The organism is Tenacibaculum gallaicum, from assembly GCF_003387615.1.
Lineage (GTDB): Bacteria > Bacteroidota > Bacteroidia > Flavobacteriales > Flavobacteriaceae > Polaribacter > Polaribacter gallaicus.
Genome location: NZ_QUNS01000013.1, coordinates 35,983 through 51,541, shown reverse-complemented (window position 1 = coordinate 51,541; position 15,559 = coordinate 35,983). Strand labels below are relative to the sequence as shown.

Sequence of the window (15,559 nt, the reverse complement as noted above, 5' to 3'; positions counted from 1 at the left end):
GGAAAGCCCGACACTTTGTATTGTTGGAACGCAGTGGAAACATGCAACAAAGTGGAACGCCCACACCAACAAATCATCTTATGTGAAATACATTACATATATATTGTAGGAAAAATGCTTTTACAATATATAATATCTAAAATAGAGAGATTTGATTTCTTTGGTGTTTATCAAACTTAGTAAAGTCTAATTAAGGTATTTTCTTATCTTTTAAATATAGCTTTCTTGCCAACTCAAATTGTGTCTTTATTTGTTCTGCTATTTTACCTTCTCCTCTCATTCTATTCCCATAACGTGAATCATTCAACGATCCTTTATGTGTGTCTTCTATTTGATGTAGTATTTTGTTTGCTCTATCAGGATATGTTTTTCTTACCCAATTGGTAAAAATTTCTCCAACCGCTCCATTTAGACGCACTATTGTATACCCTACTGATGTTGCTCCTTGCTCACTTACCTTTTTTACTAATGGTAATATTTCGTGACTGTTAATTGAAGGAATGATTGGTGCCATCATTACATTTACTGGAATATTATTTTCTGCTAGTGTTTTAACTGTTTCTAGTCTTTTTTTGATAGTTGCTGTTCTTGGCTCCACTACTCTTCTTGTTTCTTCTGATAGTGAAGTGATAGATATACTTACCTTCACTAAGTTCAACTCTGCCATTTCTTTTAAAATATCTAAATCACGAAGTATTAATGCATTTTTTGTTATCATGCTTACTGGGTGCTTTAATTTTAATAGTACTTGTAGCATTTTTCGGGTGATTTCAAGTTTCTTTTCTATCGGTTGATAACAGTCTGTATTGCCTGAGAACATAATATTTTGCGGCTGCCAATTACGGCTTCGTAGTTTTTTTTCTAATAGTTCTGCTGCATTTACTTTGTACAATATTTTACGTTCGAAATCTAATCCTGCTGAATACCCCCAATATTCGTGCGTATTGCGCGCATAGCAATAAATACAACCGTGCTCACAACCTTGATATGGATTCATTGAATAGGAAAACCCAATATCTGGACTTGTTACTTTATTAAGAATTGTTTTAGGATAAATTTCTAAATAGGTTGTTTTATTATTGTCTGCTGATTCGTTTTCAGCTTCGCAATAGTTTAAGAAATCATCCAACACTTCGTGTTGATGTTGTATAAATTTATTGTGTGTGTTGTGTTGCGCACCACGTCCTTTAATGTAGTCCATAATCATTCCTAAATAAAATATTATAAAATTGTCTTTAGAATGACTTTATCGAGAACAGGTTAATATAAACTTCTCGATACAATTTCGGTAGGGTTCCGAAATCATCCGAAGTGACTTTGTAAAATTACAAAAAGCAACACAAAAATTTTAGTGAAGTCTATATTATTTAAAACAATTAAGGCTTTACCAGTATTTTCTTTACTGCTATCTGTTGTCCATCTTTTAGTATACGCACAAACAATAAACCTGTTTTAAAATTTGGTATAGGAATGGTTTGTCTGATTTTTTGAATTTTGTTTGTATAAATTATTCTTCCTGTAACATCTACGATTTCTATATCTAAATTGTTTCCTCTTGAATACACAAACATTCCTTCTGATGCTATTACTGGGTTTGGATATATTTTTAAGGTATTATCAAAAGGAAAATCTATTTTTATGGTATCTGTATAAATTTCAGTTCCATCATCAAGGACAATTCTAGCTCTATATTCATTTTCTCCTCCAGAAACACCATTATCTTCTATTTGAAGTTCTTGTGTGTTAGGTATAGTGAATGTTTTTATTATTTCAACATTTCCATTGAGTGTTTTTTCAAAAACAACTGAGGCTACATTCGTCAAAGTGCTTAAACTTAATCGAACATCTACTACATTTTCATTTTTTACAAAGGCTAAAAAATTCTTGTAATAACAATTTACTCCTTGTGAGTTGTAATTTATTGTTTGTCCTTTAACTCCTATTACTTCATTAAAAACTGGTGTTATAGATATATAAGGTGTTTTAAATGTGTTTTTTGAAATAGCAATACCCGTTTCGCTTGCTACTGTATTGGTATACATATAAGCATCATCTAACAACTGTACATTATATGCCGTTGCATTCGGAACCGACTCCCAACTAATTTGAATATTTTCTTCACAGTTAAAATCAACAACTGGCGTAACAACATCTGATATTATAAATTCTTCGGAAACATAATATGCTCCATTCACTAAAGCTCTTAATTGAGCTGTTCCATTAACTTCTGGAGTATTCCAAAGTAAATATGGTTTTGTAACATTTGTAGAGTTTGCAACCTCAGTCCAACTTCCATTATTAATAGAATATTCAATTTTACTTACTGGAAAATCTAAGTTGTTTGTCCATCGTACATATTTATCTCTTAAAGCTGGTAACTTATCCTCTTTATTAGGGTAGTTCCATATAAAAATATTTTTAGGCTGAAGAAAATAAGCGATAGAAAACGATTGTGTAGCTGTTGCTAATGAATTTGCTTTTACTTTTAAGTTATATGTACCTGTTTCAGGATTTTCTATAGTAATTAATTCTACATTATTAAGATGGTCTTCTCCATACACAGCGTCTTTTTCTAGCGAACTTTGAGATGGTGAAGCATCTAAAACCCAAGGTAACCATGAATTTGCGCCACTACTCACTTCTAAATCGAGATCGTTTACCAACGCTTTATCGTCATTAACATTTGCAGGAACATCATTCCAAACCAAAGCTATTCGTATTTCTTTTGTTGTAGTATTAATAGGAATTGAATATTCTTTAACCTCATTACTTGAAACAACATCATTAATATACCCTCCGCTCTCTAAAATACTTATACTTTGATATGCGTTTACATTGCCATAACCACTTTTAAAGTCAATTCCTTTTGGACCAATATCATCGGCTCCTGCAATTAATAATGATTTTAGCAATGCAGAAGATGAGAGTTTATTCGTTTTCTCTTTATGCTTTTGTTGCAACAAAGTTGCTACTCCAGAAACTATAGCTGCTGCGTCTGATGTTCCATCTGGTCCATGAGCAACCAGTTCTGGCTTCACCCTTCCATCATAAGCAGGTCCTTTTGAACTCCTCGAATTTATAGTTAGCTCTTTATTAACTCCTCCAACAACTAAAACATTTTTAGCCATTTTATAATTTCCCGTCATATTAGCATATCCTTCTATCCCTTGATAATTTCCTTCTTCAGAAGCTACCTCTCCTGTATTCCCTGAAGAAAATACATGAAGTAGCTCAGGAACATCAATTGTACTTTGATCATAAGCATTCGCTTGAGCTCCATAAAAGTTTTCGATCTCTGTTCCGTAAGAATGATTTTGAATAAATATATTATTGTTAATATAATAAGTATCGTTATCAGGTAATAGTGTACTAAAATCTGAAGATGACAAATTACTATGATGAGCAACCCCCATAGAATTATATGTACTATTTCCTGCTCCTCCTATTATAGTAGCCATTAAAGTTGCATGACTAGAAACATCTTCAGCTTCACTTCCATATAGTTTTATTCTTTTTCTTAAGTCAATATCTTTAACATCAAACAGTAATTCTTTTACTGAAACAGTTATCCCATCGCCATTGATTATTTTAAAGTCATTTTGAAGTTTATATATATGGTTGACACTTAAATCTACTTTTTCAATTGGTACTTTCTCTGGACGAGGAGCTAGTTGAATATCTACATAAACAACCTGATACATGGAAGCTATTTTACTTATTTCTACTGAAGACACTTTAAGAGTTAGAACATCTTTATACTTGTATAACACATTAATATTTAAGTTCTTTTCCTTTGCTTCTTTTAAAAACAAGTTTGAATTAGTTGTTTTTACCACAACTTTCACTTCTTTATTCTTTCCCTTTAATAGCTTTGGAATCCTATATGACAGCTTCCAACTATCATTTACATCAAACAACTTTCCTTTAAAAGTGAACTCTGTAGATTTTGTTTTTTTTGTTATTATCAAAAAATTATCATCTAATTTTCTTACAACTTTTATATGTTTATCATTGAAAATCAGATCTTTTTTATTAATTAAATAATATTTTTTTTTCAACGTTTTTTTTTCAAGCCTTTTCAGGTCTGTTTTTTTCACATAAGAAGGAAAATCAACTTGCGAATAGGTATTAAATGTTAAAAATAGCGTACAAAAAAAAAGAAAAATTAACCTCATAAAAACATATTATCACTACAAATAAAATGCTTTTTTTGCGTATTTTACCATAAAAACATACTTTCGTTGAGATTTTTTAACTAAAACCCTTCAATAAAATGAAAAATTTAAATTCACAACTATTAAGCCTTATGGCTTTTGCAGTTATTTTGTTTACTGCATGTAACTCTTCAGAAGACGCTATTCCAAGCAACGAAGTCAATGAAATCACTCCTGAAATAGTTTCAAAATTGCAAGCAGCTTATTTTGAAACTTCTTCAGCAAAAATAACAACTTTTATGGGGGAAAAAGGTGTTGCCGTAGAAGACATGTTCTTTACTTTTGCTCAAATTGACGAGTTAGGTGAAAGTTCAAACATCCCTAACACAGAACATTACAGAACAACTAATTTAGTAACTGGTTTACCTAGAGTTATCACAGTAAGTGTTTCTCCTGATTTAGGCACTTTAGGTTCTGATGCTTTAGATGAAACTATTGTTATGTTAAATAACTTAGGTTCTCAATTAACTTATCAAAGAGTTTCTTATGGTGGTAAAGGTAAATCTAAGGCTGATATTGAAGTTAATGAGTTTTACGAATTAGAAAGTGGTGGTTTTATCACATTAGGTAGAGCTGCTGGTTTCCCTACAAGAAAAGGAGATCCTGCCAAAGGTTTTGGTATTAACAGTAGATGGTTTGAATTATCTATTGCACCTACCTCTACTAAACTTGCTGGTACTATGGCTCATGAAATTGGACACTGTATTGGTTTCCGTCATACTGACTACCAAACACGTGAAAGCTGTGGTAGTAATGTAAACGAAGGTAGTGCTGGTGTAGGAGCTATTCATATTGCTGGTACTCCAACTGGATCTGACAACACTTCGATAATGCAGTCTTGTGGACCAGCTATCACATTTAACAATAATGATAAAAACGCAATGTTAACTCTTTACTAAACATTTGTTTTTTTAAAATATTTAAAAGCCCAGAACGTGTACGTATCTGGGCTTTTTATTTTTTAAACTCTTCTAGTTTTATTCATTAACCAAAAATCTGCGAGCACTAAAGCTGTTAATGCTTCCACAATAGGTACTGCTCTTGGTACCACACAAGGATCGTGTCGTCCTTTTCCGTGTATCTCGGAAGCTTCTCCTTTTGAGTTTATTGTTGATTGGTTTTGCATTATCGTAGCTACAGGTTTAAACGCTACGCGGAAGTATATATCCATTCCATTAGAAATTCCTCCTTGAATTCCTCCTGACAAATTAGATTGTGTTGTTCCATCAGGATTAAAAATATCATTGTGTTCAGAACCTTGCATTTTTGCTCCGCAAAAACCACTTCCAAATTCAAATCCTTTTACTGCGTTGATAGATAGCATCGCCTTTCCTAGTTCGGCATGTAACTTATGGAATATAGGCTCTCCTAAACCAACAGGAACATTTTGCGCTACACAAGTTATCGTTCCACCAATAGTATCTCCAGCTTTACGTATTTCTTGAATTTTATCAATCATTTTTTCTACTGAATTTTCATCAGGGCAGCGAACGATATTACTTTCAGTTTTAGAAAAGTCTAAATCTTGGTATGGTTTCATCATAAAAACATCTCCTACTGATGATGTAAATGCGTTGATATTGATATGATTGATTAGCTGTTTTGCTAAAGCTCCTGCTACAACCCAATTGGCTGTTTCTCTTGCTGATGTTCGTCCACCACCTCTATAATCTCTAATTCCGTATTTTTTATCATATGTATAATCGGCATGTGAAGGACGATACACATCAGTGTTATGATTATAATCTTTACTTTTTTGATTTGTATTCTTGATTACAAAGCCTATTGATGCTCCTGTAGTCACTCCTTCAAAAATACCTGATAAAAACTCAACTGTATCTGGTTCTTTTCGCTGGGTTACTATTTTAGACTGTCCTGGTTTACGACGATCTAATTCTTGCTGAACAGCATCAAAATCAACTTTCATTCCTGCTGGGAATCCATCTATTACACCTCCAATAGCTGTTCCATGAGACTCACCAAATGTAGTTAGCTTTAAAATATTTCCGAATGAGTTAAACATACCTTACTATTTATTAAACGAAGGTAGAATTTATTTACTAAAAAACTATAATTTTCATTCTTATAATTATTGGTTAACTCGTTATAATAGTCCTTTTTTAGGCTCATTCTCTTTTACTTTTTATTTTTTTAATTTTCATTTTACCACTAAACTAATTGATAGCAAAAGCATTACGTTTCACAACACTTTTTAGACTTAAGTTTTATTAAAAAAAGTAGCAAAAAACTTTTTTAGAAATGAAAAAAGGTCATATATTTGCACCCGCAATCAGGGAATACCTGATGAGACGCTCAGGAGAAATGGCAGAGTGGTCGAATGCGGCGGTCTTGAAAACCGTTGTCTGTAACAGGACCGGGGGTTCGAATCCCTCTTTCTCCGCAAGTCCGAAGCGAAAGCTTCGGATTTTTTTTTAGGGGATTAAAGAAAAAAGCTTACGAATCGTAAGCTTTTTTTAATTATTAGAAATAAATATGTATTCTACATATTTTAAAGTTATTCTTTTCTTAACCCAACTTTCTTTTCTAAAGCTAAATATCCAAAATAAAATAATGTTCCTAAAATTACCCCTGAAACATACCCTGTTGTGACGTCTACTGGAAAATGTACTCCCAAATATATTCTACTATACCCAAAGATTAAAGGAAATAAGATCATTAAGTAAATCAGCTTAAAATATTTTCTTAATAATAAAACCATAAAAGTGGTTATTGTAGTAGACAACGAAGCATGTCCTGACCAAAAACTATATCCCCTTGGCTTATATGTAAAACTACGTAGATACTCTTTTAATCCTTCTGTGTTACAAGGTCTAATTCTTTCTGTAGTATTTTTAATCAGATTTGTAAACTGGTCGGAAAAAGCAACAATAACCGCTATAAATAACACTGTAAATATCCCTTTTTTCCACCCAAACTGCTTAAATACTAAAAACAGCACAAAGGCAAATAATGGTGTCCAAGTAAATTGATTAGTTATTGTTAACCAAAAACCATCCCATTGTTCACTTCCTAAATTGTTAAGATAAATTAAAAGTTCCTTATCTTTTTGTATAATATTTTCTATCAAAACTATTTTCCTATTTTTAATACTTCTATTTCAAAAATTAAATCCGATTTAGGAGGAATTGGCCCTACTCTACGATCACCATATCCTAAATAAGAAGGTATAAACAATCGTACTTTATCTCCTTCTCTCATTGTTTTCACTCCTTCTTTCCAACCCGCTATTAATGGAAAATTTTCATCATCAACCGTAAAGACAAAAGCTTCACCTTTATCAAAACTAGAGTCAATTTTTCTTCCGTCAGCTAAATACAACGTATAATGTGCTGTAGTTGGTAACGCTGGATTTACTTTTTTCCCATTTCCTTTTTGTAAAGATAAAATCTTCAAACCAGAATCAGTAGTAATCGCATCTTTAATTCCTTGCTCTTCTTGATATTTTTGTTTTAACTCTTCTAATTTTTTCTTTCTCTCAATCTCTTTCTTCTCAACGTTTGCTAACTCTTGTTCGAAAACTATTGGTGCGTCAAATTTCATAGCGTCTTCTCCTATTCTTAAAATTTCTATCTGTTTTATATAGTCATTCTTTTGAATGGTATCAACCACTTCCTGACCTTGTAAAACACGACCAAAAACTGAATGTCCACCATCTAACCAGGGTGTTGCTTTATGTGTTATGAAAAACTGACTAGAATTCGTGACTGGTCTTGAGTAGTTTGCCATAGACAACACTCCCGGTCCGTCATGCTTATACAATAATTTTCCTTCTTCATCCATTGAAAATTCATCAGCAAATGTATAACCTGCATCTCCACTACCTGTTCCTGTTCTATCCCCGCCTTGTATCATAAAGTCTTTAATTACTCTATGAAATTTAGTACCATCATAAAATGGTGTTCCTTTTAATGAATCTATCATTTTAGGGTGAGTTCCTTCACTTAACGCAATAAAGTTCGCCACAGTCATTGGAACTTTGTCATAAAAAAATTTCACTAAAATATCACCTCTGTTTGTTTGGATATCTGCATACAATCCATTTTCTAGACTAGGGTATTTAGCCGATTTACATGATGTAAGCACTACAAGCACTACAAGCACTACAAGTAAAGTTTTAAATAATTTCATTTATTTCGTTTTATATTCTCTTATAAATAATTAATTAGGTTAACAACAAGTGCTAACCTAATTAATTATCAGTTATTTAAACTTTGTTTACTTTATTTCTAACAACTCTACTTCAAAAACTAAAGCTGAAAAAGGTTTAATATGTTGTCCTCTCTGTTGTGCACCATAAGCTAACTCTTGAGGGATAAAGAACTTGTATTTTGCTCCTGGCTTCATTAACTGTAAACCTTCTGTCCATCCTTTGATTACTTGACCTACTCCAAATTCAGTTGGCTCACCTCTTTCCACAGAACTATCAAATACAGTTCCATCAATTAAAGTACCATGATAGTGAACCTTAACTCTAGAATTTGCTGTTGGAACTTCACCTTCACCTTCTTTTAAAACAACATACTGTAAACCACTCTCTGTAGTTTTCACTCCGTCTTTAGCTTTATTAGCTGCTAAAAAGTCTTCGCCTGCTTTTTTGTTGTCTCCAAATTCAGCTTCTGCTTTTTTTGCTTGCTCTTCTTGCATCTGCTTCATTCTTTCTTCTTGCTTCTTCTTAAAAAAATTTCTCAAGATATTGTTTACGTCTTTTGATTCTACTAATAAGTTTGTAGAATCCATACCGTTTTTAAAACCTTGTACAAATAAATCTTGATCCATTTCGTCAAAATTCATTTTAATTTTTGTCGCCATATCTAACCCTATAGCATAACTAACAGAATCTACCTCTGTTGCTAATGAGCTTTTTTGTTTAAACTGACCGTTACTACATGAAACAATTGATAAACCTACAACTGTAGCTGCTAAAATGTTGGTTAATTTCATTCTTCTATTTTTGATTTTATATCGATTAATGTTACTGTACTTTGTATTGGCTGATTTACAGCTATTTTATTTCCATCTCCTGTTACTCCAAAAGCTCTGTAAGATGGAATGACAAATGTAATAGTTTCTCCTTTTTTCATCAACTTTATTCCATCTTGCAATGCAGGAATAAAATCTTCTTTATCTACTTTATAGCTTCTCTCCTTTTCTTCATAAAGAATATCTCCATTAAGATCTGCTATATTATAAGACAACATAACTAAATCTTCAAACTGTGGAGAATTTGAGTTTAAAGTATCCTTCGTTATATACGTATACCAAAAACCGTTAGGTGAAGTTTTATACTCTTTAACAGTATCTTTAGCCACCCATTCTTCTAAACGTTTTTTCTCTAAAGCGTTTAGCTTCTTATTTTCTTTAAGAACTTCTTTATAAAAGTTTGTTGTACCATGCTGTTTCGGTCTTCTCGCCTGCGGTTCTTTACACGACACCACAACCGAAGCTATAAGAACAAAAAGTATTATTTTATGCTTCATAAGAATCTTGTAACTCTTGTTGGTATGTAGGTAATAACGACTTAAATCTTGCTATCGTATTTTCCATACTATCATCACTTCTGCCGCCAGCCGCATTATCATGTCCACCTCCGTTAAAATAATTACGTGCAAACTGGTTTACAGAGAATTTCCCTTTTGAACGAAAAGATATTTTTACAATTCCTTGTTCTTCATCTTCTATAAAAATAGCAGCAAACACAATTCCTTTCAAAGATAATGCATAGTTCACTACTCCTTCAGTATCTCCTTTTTCGTACTGAAAACGTTTTTTTTCTTCTTCAGATAAGGTTATAAAAGCAGTTTTATACTCTGGTAATACCTTCATATTACTCAGCGCTTGCCCTAACAACAATAACCTATTGTAAGAATTTGCATCATGCACATTACTATGAATCTTATCATTTTCAGCTCCCTTATCTATTAAATCAGCAATAATTCTATGTGTAGTACTGGTTGTAGATCTAAAACGGAATGAACCTGTGTCAGTCATAATTCCCGTATATAAACAAGTTGCTATATTTTTATCTATCAGCTCTACATCTCCCATCATTTCAATAAAGTTATATACCATTTGACATGTTGAAGACATAGATGTGTCAGAATACATATACATGAAATCATCTGGTTGTTGATGATGGTCTATCAGAGCAAAATCGTTTTCATATTGCTCTAACGTGTTTTGCATATCATTTCCTACTCTATGCAACGCATTAAAATCCAATAAAAAAACAATATCAGATTTTGCTAAAGCTTTGACAGACTGGTTGTTTTGGCGATCAAAACGTTTTACGGTTTTTGACCCAGGAACCCAGTGTAAAAAATCAGGGTACTCATTTGGCATTAGCACTTGTGTAGTGTGCCCTTTTTTATCTAAATAATGTTTTAATCCTAACGTTGAACCAATTGCGTCTCCATCTGGGTTTCTGTGCCCAATTATTACAATATTTCTAGGTTCTGACAAGAATTCTTGTAGCTCTGTAAAGTGTTTCAAAATCATAAAAGGCGAATATACAAATTAATGCTATATTAACCTTTTTATGTATTTCTTTTTGTTTCTTCGCTTCAAATTTTAACTTCTATGAAATCTTATAAATTTACATTTACACTATTCTTTTCTCTAAGTATAATTACTACTTCTTTTAGTCAAGAAGTATTTACTATTGCTTTTGGATCTTGCAACAATCAGAGACTTAATAATCCTTTTTGGGAAGACATTCTATCGCTTCAGCCTAATGTGTGGGTATGGGGCGGTGATAATATTTATGCGGATACTAATGACATGCGTAAAATGAAACGTATGTATAAAAGTCAAAAAAAGGTTGAAGGATATAAAGAACTAACTACCAAAGTTCCAATTCTTGCTACTTGGGATGATCATGATTACGGAAAAAATGATGCAGGTGTAGAATTTGAAATGAAAGATGAAAGCCAACAATTATTTTTAGACTTTTTAGACGTTCCAAGAAATTCTCCTAGAAGAAAACAACAAGGTGTTTACCACTCTAAAACTTTTAAAACAAGCAAAGGCAACGTTAAAGTTATTGTTTTAGATACACGTTATTTTAGGACCTCTCTTACCAAAGGAACAAACGGACATCGTTTTCAACCAAATCAATACAACGAGGGTACTGTTTTAGGCGATACACAATGGAAATGGCTTACAAATGAACTTACAAACTCTACTGCTACTTTTACTGTAATAGTAAGTAGCATCCAAATCTTATCAAAAGAGCATGGTTTTGAAAAATGGGGAAACTTTCCTCATGAAGTGGATAAATTATTCGGTTTGATTAAAAAATCTATAAACACGAATGTTATTCTTCTTTCTGGAGACAGGCATATTTCCGAATTTTCTAAGACTAACATTAACGGAGTAAAATATCCAATTATTGATTTTACTTCTAGCGGATTAACACACGCCTATTCTTCTTTTACTTCTGAAAAAAATGACTTTAGAATAGGTAATGTAGTTAACTCTTTAAGTTACGGCACGCTACTTTTAGACTTAAAAACGAAAAAAGTTACTTTTCAAATGCGTGGTAAAAATGGAGTTACCTTACAAGAAATCAACCAAATATACCCTTAACTTGCTAATAACATTAAAAAGTGTATTTTTGCGCCGATTTATGCGAAGTTTGCATAAGCAATAACAATTAAGGAATTTATCATTTACTGATATTTATTACATTTAATAATGGCAACAAATAGAACTTTTACAATGATTAAACCAGATGCTGTAGAAAACGGACACACTGGTGCAATTTTAGAAAAAATTAATGCTGCAGGTTTCAGAATCGTAGCTATGAAAAAAACACAGATGACTAAGCGTGATGCTGAGACTTTTTACGGAGTACACAGTGAGCGTCCTTTCTTTGGTGAATTAGTTGAATTTATGACTCGCGGACCAATCATCGCTGCTATCTTAGAAAAAGATAACGCTGTTGAAGATTTTAGAACTTTAATCGGTGCTACAAACCCAGCTGAAGCTGCTGAAGGAACTATCCGTCAGTTATACGCTACTTCTATTGGAGAAAATGCAGTACATGGTTCTGATTCTGATGAAAACGCAGCTATCGAAGGTGCTTTCCACTTTTCTGGTAGAGAAATGTTTTAATTCTTAGAAAGAATAAACTTTATATATTGAACTCGTTACATAATCGTAACGAGTTTTTTGTTTAATGCTCTATATAACACTTAGTTTTTATCCTAAAAACAATCATTCCTTCCATTAAGAAACTATAAAACAAATACTTAACATTTAATCTTTCTTTTATCCAGCAACTTCCTTTTAAAAAGCTTTTATATTACCTAGTTTTGCCTTCCGCTTAAAAAAAGCAGAAAAACAATTCTACAAATTTAAAACATTAAAAATGGGAAAAGATCAAGATCCAAAAGAAGCAATTCAACACACAAAAAAAGTAGTATCTGGTGGTATAGTTGGATGGCTAACAAAATTATTCTTAGGTAAGGATTTTGTTAATGAAACAAATGAAATACTTGAGACTTCTGAAGCTCAAATTGATTTAGTTAACAAACAACAAAAGTTAACCACTGAGGGGATACCTGCTAAGGCTAAAGTTTCTCTAGTACAAGACACAGGGTCGTTAATGAATTTTGACCCTATTATTCTATTAAGCCTTCATGTTGAGTCAGAATCTGGAGAAAAATTTGATATTAGCACCACAACACATGTATCTAAACTATCTATACCAAAAGTTGGAGATACAATTAATATCAAGTATGATCCTAATGAAAAATCATCATTAGTTATTGTTTAACTTCAGCTTAATAAAGAAACCTAATAAAACTCGTTACAATTATGTAACGAGTTTTTACTATTGCAAAAGCTTGTTTTAGTAGCTTATTACAAACCGCTATTAAAGCAAGTTTTTTACTCTTACCCTAGCTACAATTCATTTATACAATTCTCTACATACTTTATTGTACTTATATATTGATGAGGAAAACTCAGCGAAGCTCGTTGATGGTTTCGTTGTCTTGAGGAAAGCTCAGCGAAACTCGCTGATGGTTTCGTTGTGTTGAGGAAAGCTCAGCGACGCTCGCTGACGGTTTCGTTGGATTGAGGAAAGCTCAGCGTGATGCGCTGATGAGACTATTCAATAAAGTGTGTCAACAGCGATATATAGAACCGTTGCTACTCCCTAAAACATCTTTCACCCTCTAAATAACTTAGCTTATGGAATTCCGTAAGAAAATTAAATTAATATTAGTAAGTTAGTAAAAATATAAACAAACATAAAATACAACTATAAATAAACCAAAACGGTTGTATAACGATGTATTTTACATCTGTATAAACAAGTTGTATGCAACTGAAAAAATAAAATATTAACAAATGCTAACCAAAGAAACTTTAGATTATATTACAAATTGGGAAAAAGAACTTAATAAAATTAATGGAAATGAATTATATGATTACTTCAATAGATTTCAAACTTTATTTCCTATTTATAATAGACTTTATAGTCATATAATTAATTTTGAAAATAGTTCTAAAAAACAACAAAATAGAATTTCAGATTACGAAAAAGCAACAACAGTTGTTAGAGATTTCATAGGTTCGGATATAATTATTGAAAAATTAGTAATAGAGGATAGAATAAAGGATATTGAAACTATTGCTGATTTAATTGATAAGAAAATGTTTAATATTAATCTTAAAGACGGAATTGGTCAAGAAGAATTTGATAAACAGTTATGTGAAAATTTATTAAATGATAAAGATAATGCAATCCGTTCTAAAGCAGTTTTGAGTGTAATTTATAATGTTAGGTGCAATCTAGTTCACGGTTATAAAAATATTGAAGAACATCAAAAGAGGTTATTAGAGCCAATATTTAATTTATTATTAACTATTTTCAAAACATTAAAAGAATGTATGAAATAACTGCTAAAAACTATAATTACTTTTTTGACCTGTAGAATGAAGTACAACATATTTAAAATGAAAATTGATAATGAAAAACTTAACAATACTTTATTGAAAGAGTTAAAAATCATTGAAACAACCTCTCATTTTTTACATACAGATTTATACCCTGAAAATCAAGATAGAGAATATGGAGTTGCTAAATATACTTTTGAGAATTTTTGGGATTTAAAGAACGAATATGAATTCATTACTGATGCAAAAATTTCTTCATCATATCCGTTTTTTAAAGATGATATTGACAAAGCTAAAAGAGAAAACAATAATGAATCGTCTGAAACCACAAATATTTTAGAGCAACTTTACCTCAATGAAACTTTCGATTATGACCTCTTTGGTAATATGTTATCTAACTGGAAAGAATTCAAATTAGAAGCAATTGAAGTTGATAGAATTGATAACAATAAAAAAAGAATTCACTACAGAGGCGTCCAAATCACTGAATATCCTTACTTCAGTGAAACAGGTGTAGAAGTGATTACTCTTTTAGTAATTAATGGATACAAGAAAAACGAGCTATTCTATAAACAACTAATGGCTGAATCGAAATCATTGTTGAATGAAGAAAAGTATAAATTATCATACTTTCTAGTATACTCGTCATTAGAAAACTATGTGAATAAAAAATTAAACTCGGAAAATGAAGAAGAAAGATTTGAAGACAAATTGAAAAAATTATGTAAAAAAAATATTAGTAATCTTAATTCTCATCAGATTTATTCTTCTATAATCTCTGAATTTAAGGATTATACGACAGTTAGAAATGATATTGCTCACGGAAAAAAAGACTTAGTTATAACTAATAAAGAAGTTACTATGTTTTTTAACTATGTACTTCTTCTTGTTATAATTAATGAAACTTCAATTAAAACATTTAAGGAGATTTACGAAATTTACGAATGAAAATTAAAACTAATGCCAACAAAGAACTGAAGTAAAAAGCAAGTAAATTTTATACTTTTTTAAACCAACGTACTTTTATAATTTGTGTCATATGGTAAACCACTTTTACGATGGCAAAAGCTTGCTTTAGTAGCTTATCACATACCTTGCATTCTACACCAACATCAACTTTTTAACAAGCTCCTCTCCAATCTCCTCATTAATCATGCGTATAATTTTATCTTTACCATAACCTAATTGCTCTCTTAAAGCCGATGAAGTTAAACGGACAATCAAGGTTCCGTTTTGTAATTTTACTTCACTTGTGTACGACACAACACCTGGCCCCATCATTTTTGCCCAAGCTTCATCAATATGAATTTTTTGAAATCCTTTTTTTAGTTTATTGTTTTCCTGGATAAAACTTCCCATCAAGTCTTTTAATGAAAAACTATCGTTTTCTCTTTTAGCCATTAGTTTTATTTTTTTTCTTA

At 31.6% G+C, this 15,559-nt stretch carries 15 protein-coding genes, 1 tRNA gene and 1 pseudogene; 7 read left to right on the top strand and 10 right to left on the bottom strand.

Annotated elements, in window-relative coordinates; genetic code table 11:
* Positions 1 to 190: 190 nt before the first annotated feature.
* Positions 191 to 1,207 (bottom strand): PA0069 family radical SAM protein, encoded by a 1,017-nt coding sequence (locus tag C7448_RS15340; RefSeq protein ID WP_394342473.1) that lies wholly within the window; start codon positions 1,205 to 1,207, stop codon positions 191 to 193.
* A 169-nt stretch (positions 1,208 to 1,376) separates the two neighbouring features.
* Positions 1,377 to 3,968, bottom strand: coding sequence for a S8 family peptidase (locus C7448_RS15335; RefSeq protein ID WP_170137062.1), 2,592 nt, complete (start codon positions 3,966 to 3,968; stop codon positions 1,377 to 1,379).
* Positions 3,969 to 4,273: 305 nt separating this feature from the next.
* Here C7448_RS15335 and C7448_RS15330 point away from each other — a divergent pair, with 305 nt between their 5' ends.
* Positions 4,274 to 5,113 carry a M57 family metalloprotease gene (locus C7448_RS15330; RefSeq protein ID WP_115902287.1) on the top strand — a complete coding sequence of 280 codons (840 nt, stop codon included), beginning with the start codon at positions 4,274 to 4,276 and terminating at the stop codon, positions 5,111 to 5,113.
* Between the two features lie 62 nt (positions 5,114 to 5,175).
* On the opposite strand, the gene aroC is transcribed toward C7448_RS15330, so the two are convergent.
* Positions 5,176 to 6,237 (bottom strand): chorismate synthase, encoded by a 1,062-nt coding sequence (aroC, locus tag C7448_RS15325; protein ID WP_115902286.1) that lies wholly within the window; start codon positions 6,235 to 6,237, stop codon positions 5,176 to 5,178.
* Between the two features lie 293 nt (positions 6,238 to 6,530).
* Between aroC and C7448_RS15320 the strand changes: the two genes are divergently transcribed.
* Positions 6,531 to 6,615: transfer RNA gene (locus C7448_RS15320), tRNA-Ser, on the top strand.
* A gap of 114 nt (positions 6,616 to 6,729) precedes the next feature.
* On the opposite strand, the gene C7448_RS15315 is transcribed toward C7448_RS15320, so the two are convergent.
* The 5 genes from C7448_RS15315 to C7448_RS15295 all read right to left on the bottom strand — a co-directional run bounded on the left by C7448_RS15315 (position 6,730) and on the right by C7448_RS15295 (position 10,730).
* Positions 6,730 to 7,302 carry a phosphatase PAP2 family protein gene (locus C7448_RS15315; protein ID WP_245939495.1) on the bottom strand — a complete coding sequence of 191 codons (573 nt, stop codon included), beginning with the start codon at positions 7,300 to 7,302 and terminating at the stop codon, positions 6,730 to 6,732.
* 2 nt (positions 7,303 to 7,304) lie between these two features.
* Positions 7,305 to 8,363 carry a peptidylprolyl isomerase gene (locus C7448_RS15310; protein ID WP_115902285.1) on the bottom strand — a complete coding sequence of 353 codons (1,059 nt, stop codon included), beginning with the start codon at positions 8,361 to 8,363 and terminating at the stop codon, positions 7,305 to 7,307.
* 87 nt (positions 8,364 to 8,450) lie between these two features.
* On the bottom strand, positions 8,451 to 9,176 hold the full coding sequence (locus C7448_RS15305; RefSeq protein WP_115902284.1) for an FKBP-type peptidyl-prolyl cis-trans isomerase: 726 nt from the start codon (positions 9,174 to 9,176) through the stop codon (positions 8,451 to 8,453).
* On the bottom strand, positions 9,173 to 9,712 hold the full coding sequence (gldI, locus tag C7448_RS15300) for a gliding motility-associated peptidyl-prolyl isomerase GldI (protein ID WP_115902283.1): 540 nt from the start codon (positions 9,710 to 9,712) through the stop codon (positions 9,173 to 9,175). The genes C7448_RS15305 and gldI overlap by 4 nt, the downstream gene beginning before the upstream one ends.
* Positions 9,702 to 10,730, bottom strand: a complete 1,029-nt coding sequence (locus tag C7448_RS15295; protein ID WP_115902282.1) for a DHH family phosphoesterase — start codon at positions 10,728 to 10,730, stop codon at positions 9,702 to 9,704. The genes gldI and C7448_RS15295 overlap by 11 nt, the downstream gene beginning before the upstream one ends.
* An 81-nt stretch (positions 10,731 to 10,811) precedes the next feature.
* On the opposite strand from C7448_RS15295, the gene C7448_RS15290 reads away from it, so the two are divergent.
* The 3 genes from C7448_RS15290 to C7448_RS15280 all read left to right on the top strand — a co-directional run bounded on the left by C7448_RS15290 (position 10,812) and on the right by C7448_RS15280 (position 13,011).
* Positions 10,812 to 11,819 (top strand): alkaline phosphatase D family protein, encoded by a 1,008-nt coding sequence (locus C7448_RS15290; protein WP_115902281.1) that lies wholly within the window; start codon positions 10,812 to 10,814, stop codon positions 11,817 to 11,819.
* Between the two features lie 108 nt (positions 11,820 to 11,927).
* The gene (locus C7448_RS15285) at positions 11,928 to 12,347 is read left to right on the top strand and encodes a nucleoside-diphosphate kinase (protein ID WP_028892988.1); all 420 of its coding nucleotides are present in this window, start codon (positions 11,928 to 11,930) and stop codon (positions 12,345 to 12,347) included.
* Positions 12,348 to 12,603: 256 nt separating this feature from the next.
* Complete coding sequence (locus tag C7448_RS15280) at positions 12,604 to 13,011, top strand: hypothetical protein (RefSeq protein ID WP_115902280.1); 408 nt, start codon at positions 12,604 to 12,606, stop codon at positions 13,009 to 13,011.
* 7 nt (positions 13,012 to 13,018) lie between these two features.
* Here the strand turns inward: C7448_RS15280 and C7448_RS15275 are convergent.
* Positions 13,019 to 13,182: pseudogene (locus C7448_RS15275) on the bottom strand (IS110-like element ISCaa14 family transposase); the annotation flags it as partial.
* Positions 13,183 to 13,589: 407 nt separating this feature from the next.
* On the opposite strand from C7448_RS15275, the gene C7448_RS15270 reads away from it, so the two are divergent.
* Both C7448_RS15270 and C7448_RS15265 read left to right on the top strand, forming a co-directional pair.
* On the top strand, positions 13,590 to 14,141 hold the full coding sequence (locus C7448_RS15270; RefSeq protein WP_115902279.1) for a hypothetical protein: 552 nt from the start codon (positions 13,590 to 13,592) through the stop codon (positions 14,139 to 14,141).
* A gap of 36 nt (positions 14,142 to 14,177) precedes the next feature.
* Complete coding sequence (locus C7448_RS15265) at positions 14,178 to 15,086, top strand: hypothetical protein (protein ID WP_170137061.1); 909 nt, start codon at positions 14,178 to 14,180, stop codon at positions 15,084 to 15,086.
* Between the two features lie 153 nt (positions 15,087 to 15,239).
* Here the strand turns inward: C7448_RS15265 and C7448_RS15260 are convergent, their stop codons facing one another.
* Positions 15,240 to 15,539, bottom strand: coding sequence for a DUF721 domain-containing protein (locus tag C7448_RS15260; RefSeq protein ID WP_115902277.1), 300 nt, complete (start codon positions 15,537 to 15,539; stop codon positions 15,240 to 15,242).
* Between the last annotated feature and the right edge of the window lie 20 nt (positions 15,540 to 15,559).

Coding starts and splice junctions, on each gene's coding strand:
- C7448_RS15340 (WP_394342473.1), bottom strand. CDS start 1,207: ATGATTATGGACTACATTAAAGGACGTGGTGCGCAACACAACACACAC.
- C7448_RS15330 (WP_115902287.1), top strand. CDS start 4,274: ATGAAAAATTTAAATTCACAACTATTAAGCCTTATGGCTTTTGCAGTT.
- aroC (WP_115902286.1), bottom strand. CDS start 6,237: ATGTTTAACTCATTCGGAAATATTTTAAAGCTAACTACATTTGGTGAG.
- C7448_RS15310 (WP_115902285.1), bottom strand. CDS start 8,363: ATGAAATTATTTAAAACTTTACTTGTAGTGCTTGTAGTGCTTGTAGTG.
- C7448_RS15305 (WP_115902284.1), bottom strand. CDS start 9,176: ATGAAATTAACCAACATTTTAGCAGCTACAGTTGTAGGTTTATCAATT.
- gldI (WP_115902283.1), bottom strand. CDS start 9,712: ATGAAGCATAAAATAATACTTTTTGTTCTTATAGCTTCGGTTGTGGTG.
- C7448_RS15295 (WP_115902282.1), bottom strand. CDS start 10,730: ATGATTTTGAAACACTTTACAGAGCTACAAGAATTCTTGTCAGAACCT.
- C7448_RS15290 (WP_115902281.1), top strand. CDS start 10,812: ATGAAATCTTATAAATTTACATTTACACTATTCTTTTCTCTAAGTATA.
- C7448_RS15285 (WP_028892988.1), top strand. CDS start 11,928: ATGGCAACAAATAGAACTTTTACAATGATTAAACCAGATGCTGTAGAA.
- C7448_RS15280 (WP_115902280.1), top strand. CDS start 12,604: ATGGGAAAAGATCAAGATCCAAAAGAAGCAATTCAACACACAAAAAAA.
- C7448_RS15270 (WP_115902279.1), top strand. CDS start 13,590: ATGCTAACCAAAGAAACTTTAGATTATATTACAAATTGGGAAAAAGAA.
- C7448_RS15265 (WP_170137061.1), top strand. CDS start 14,178: ATGAAGTACAACATATTTAAAATGAAAATTGATAATGAAAAACTTAAC.
- C7448_RS15260 (WP_115902277.1), bottom strand. CDS start 15,539: ATGGCTAAAAGAGAAAACGATAGTTTTTCATTAAAAGACTTGATGGGA.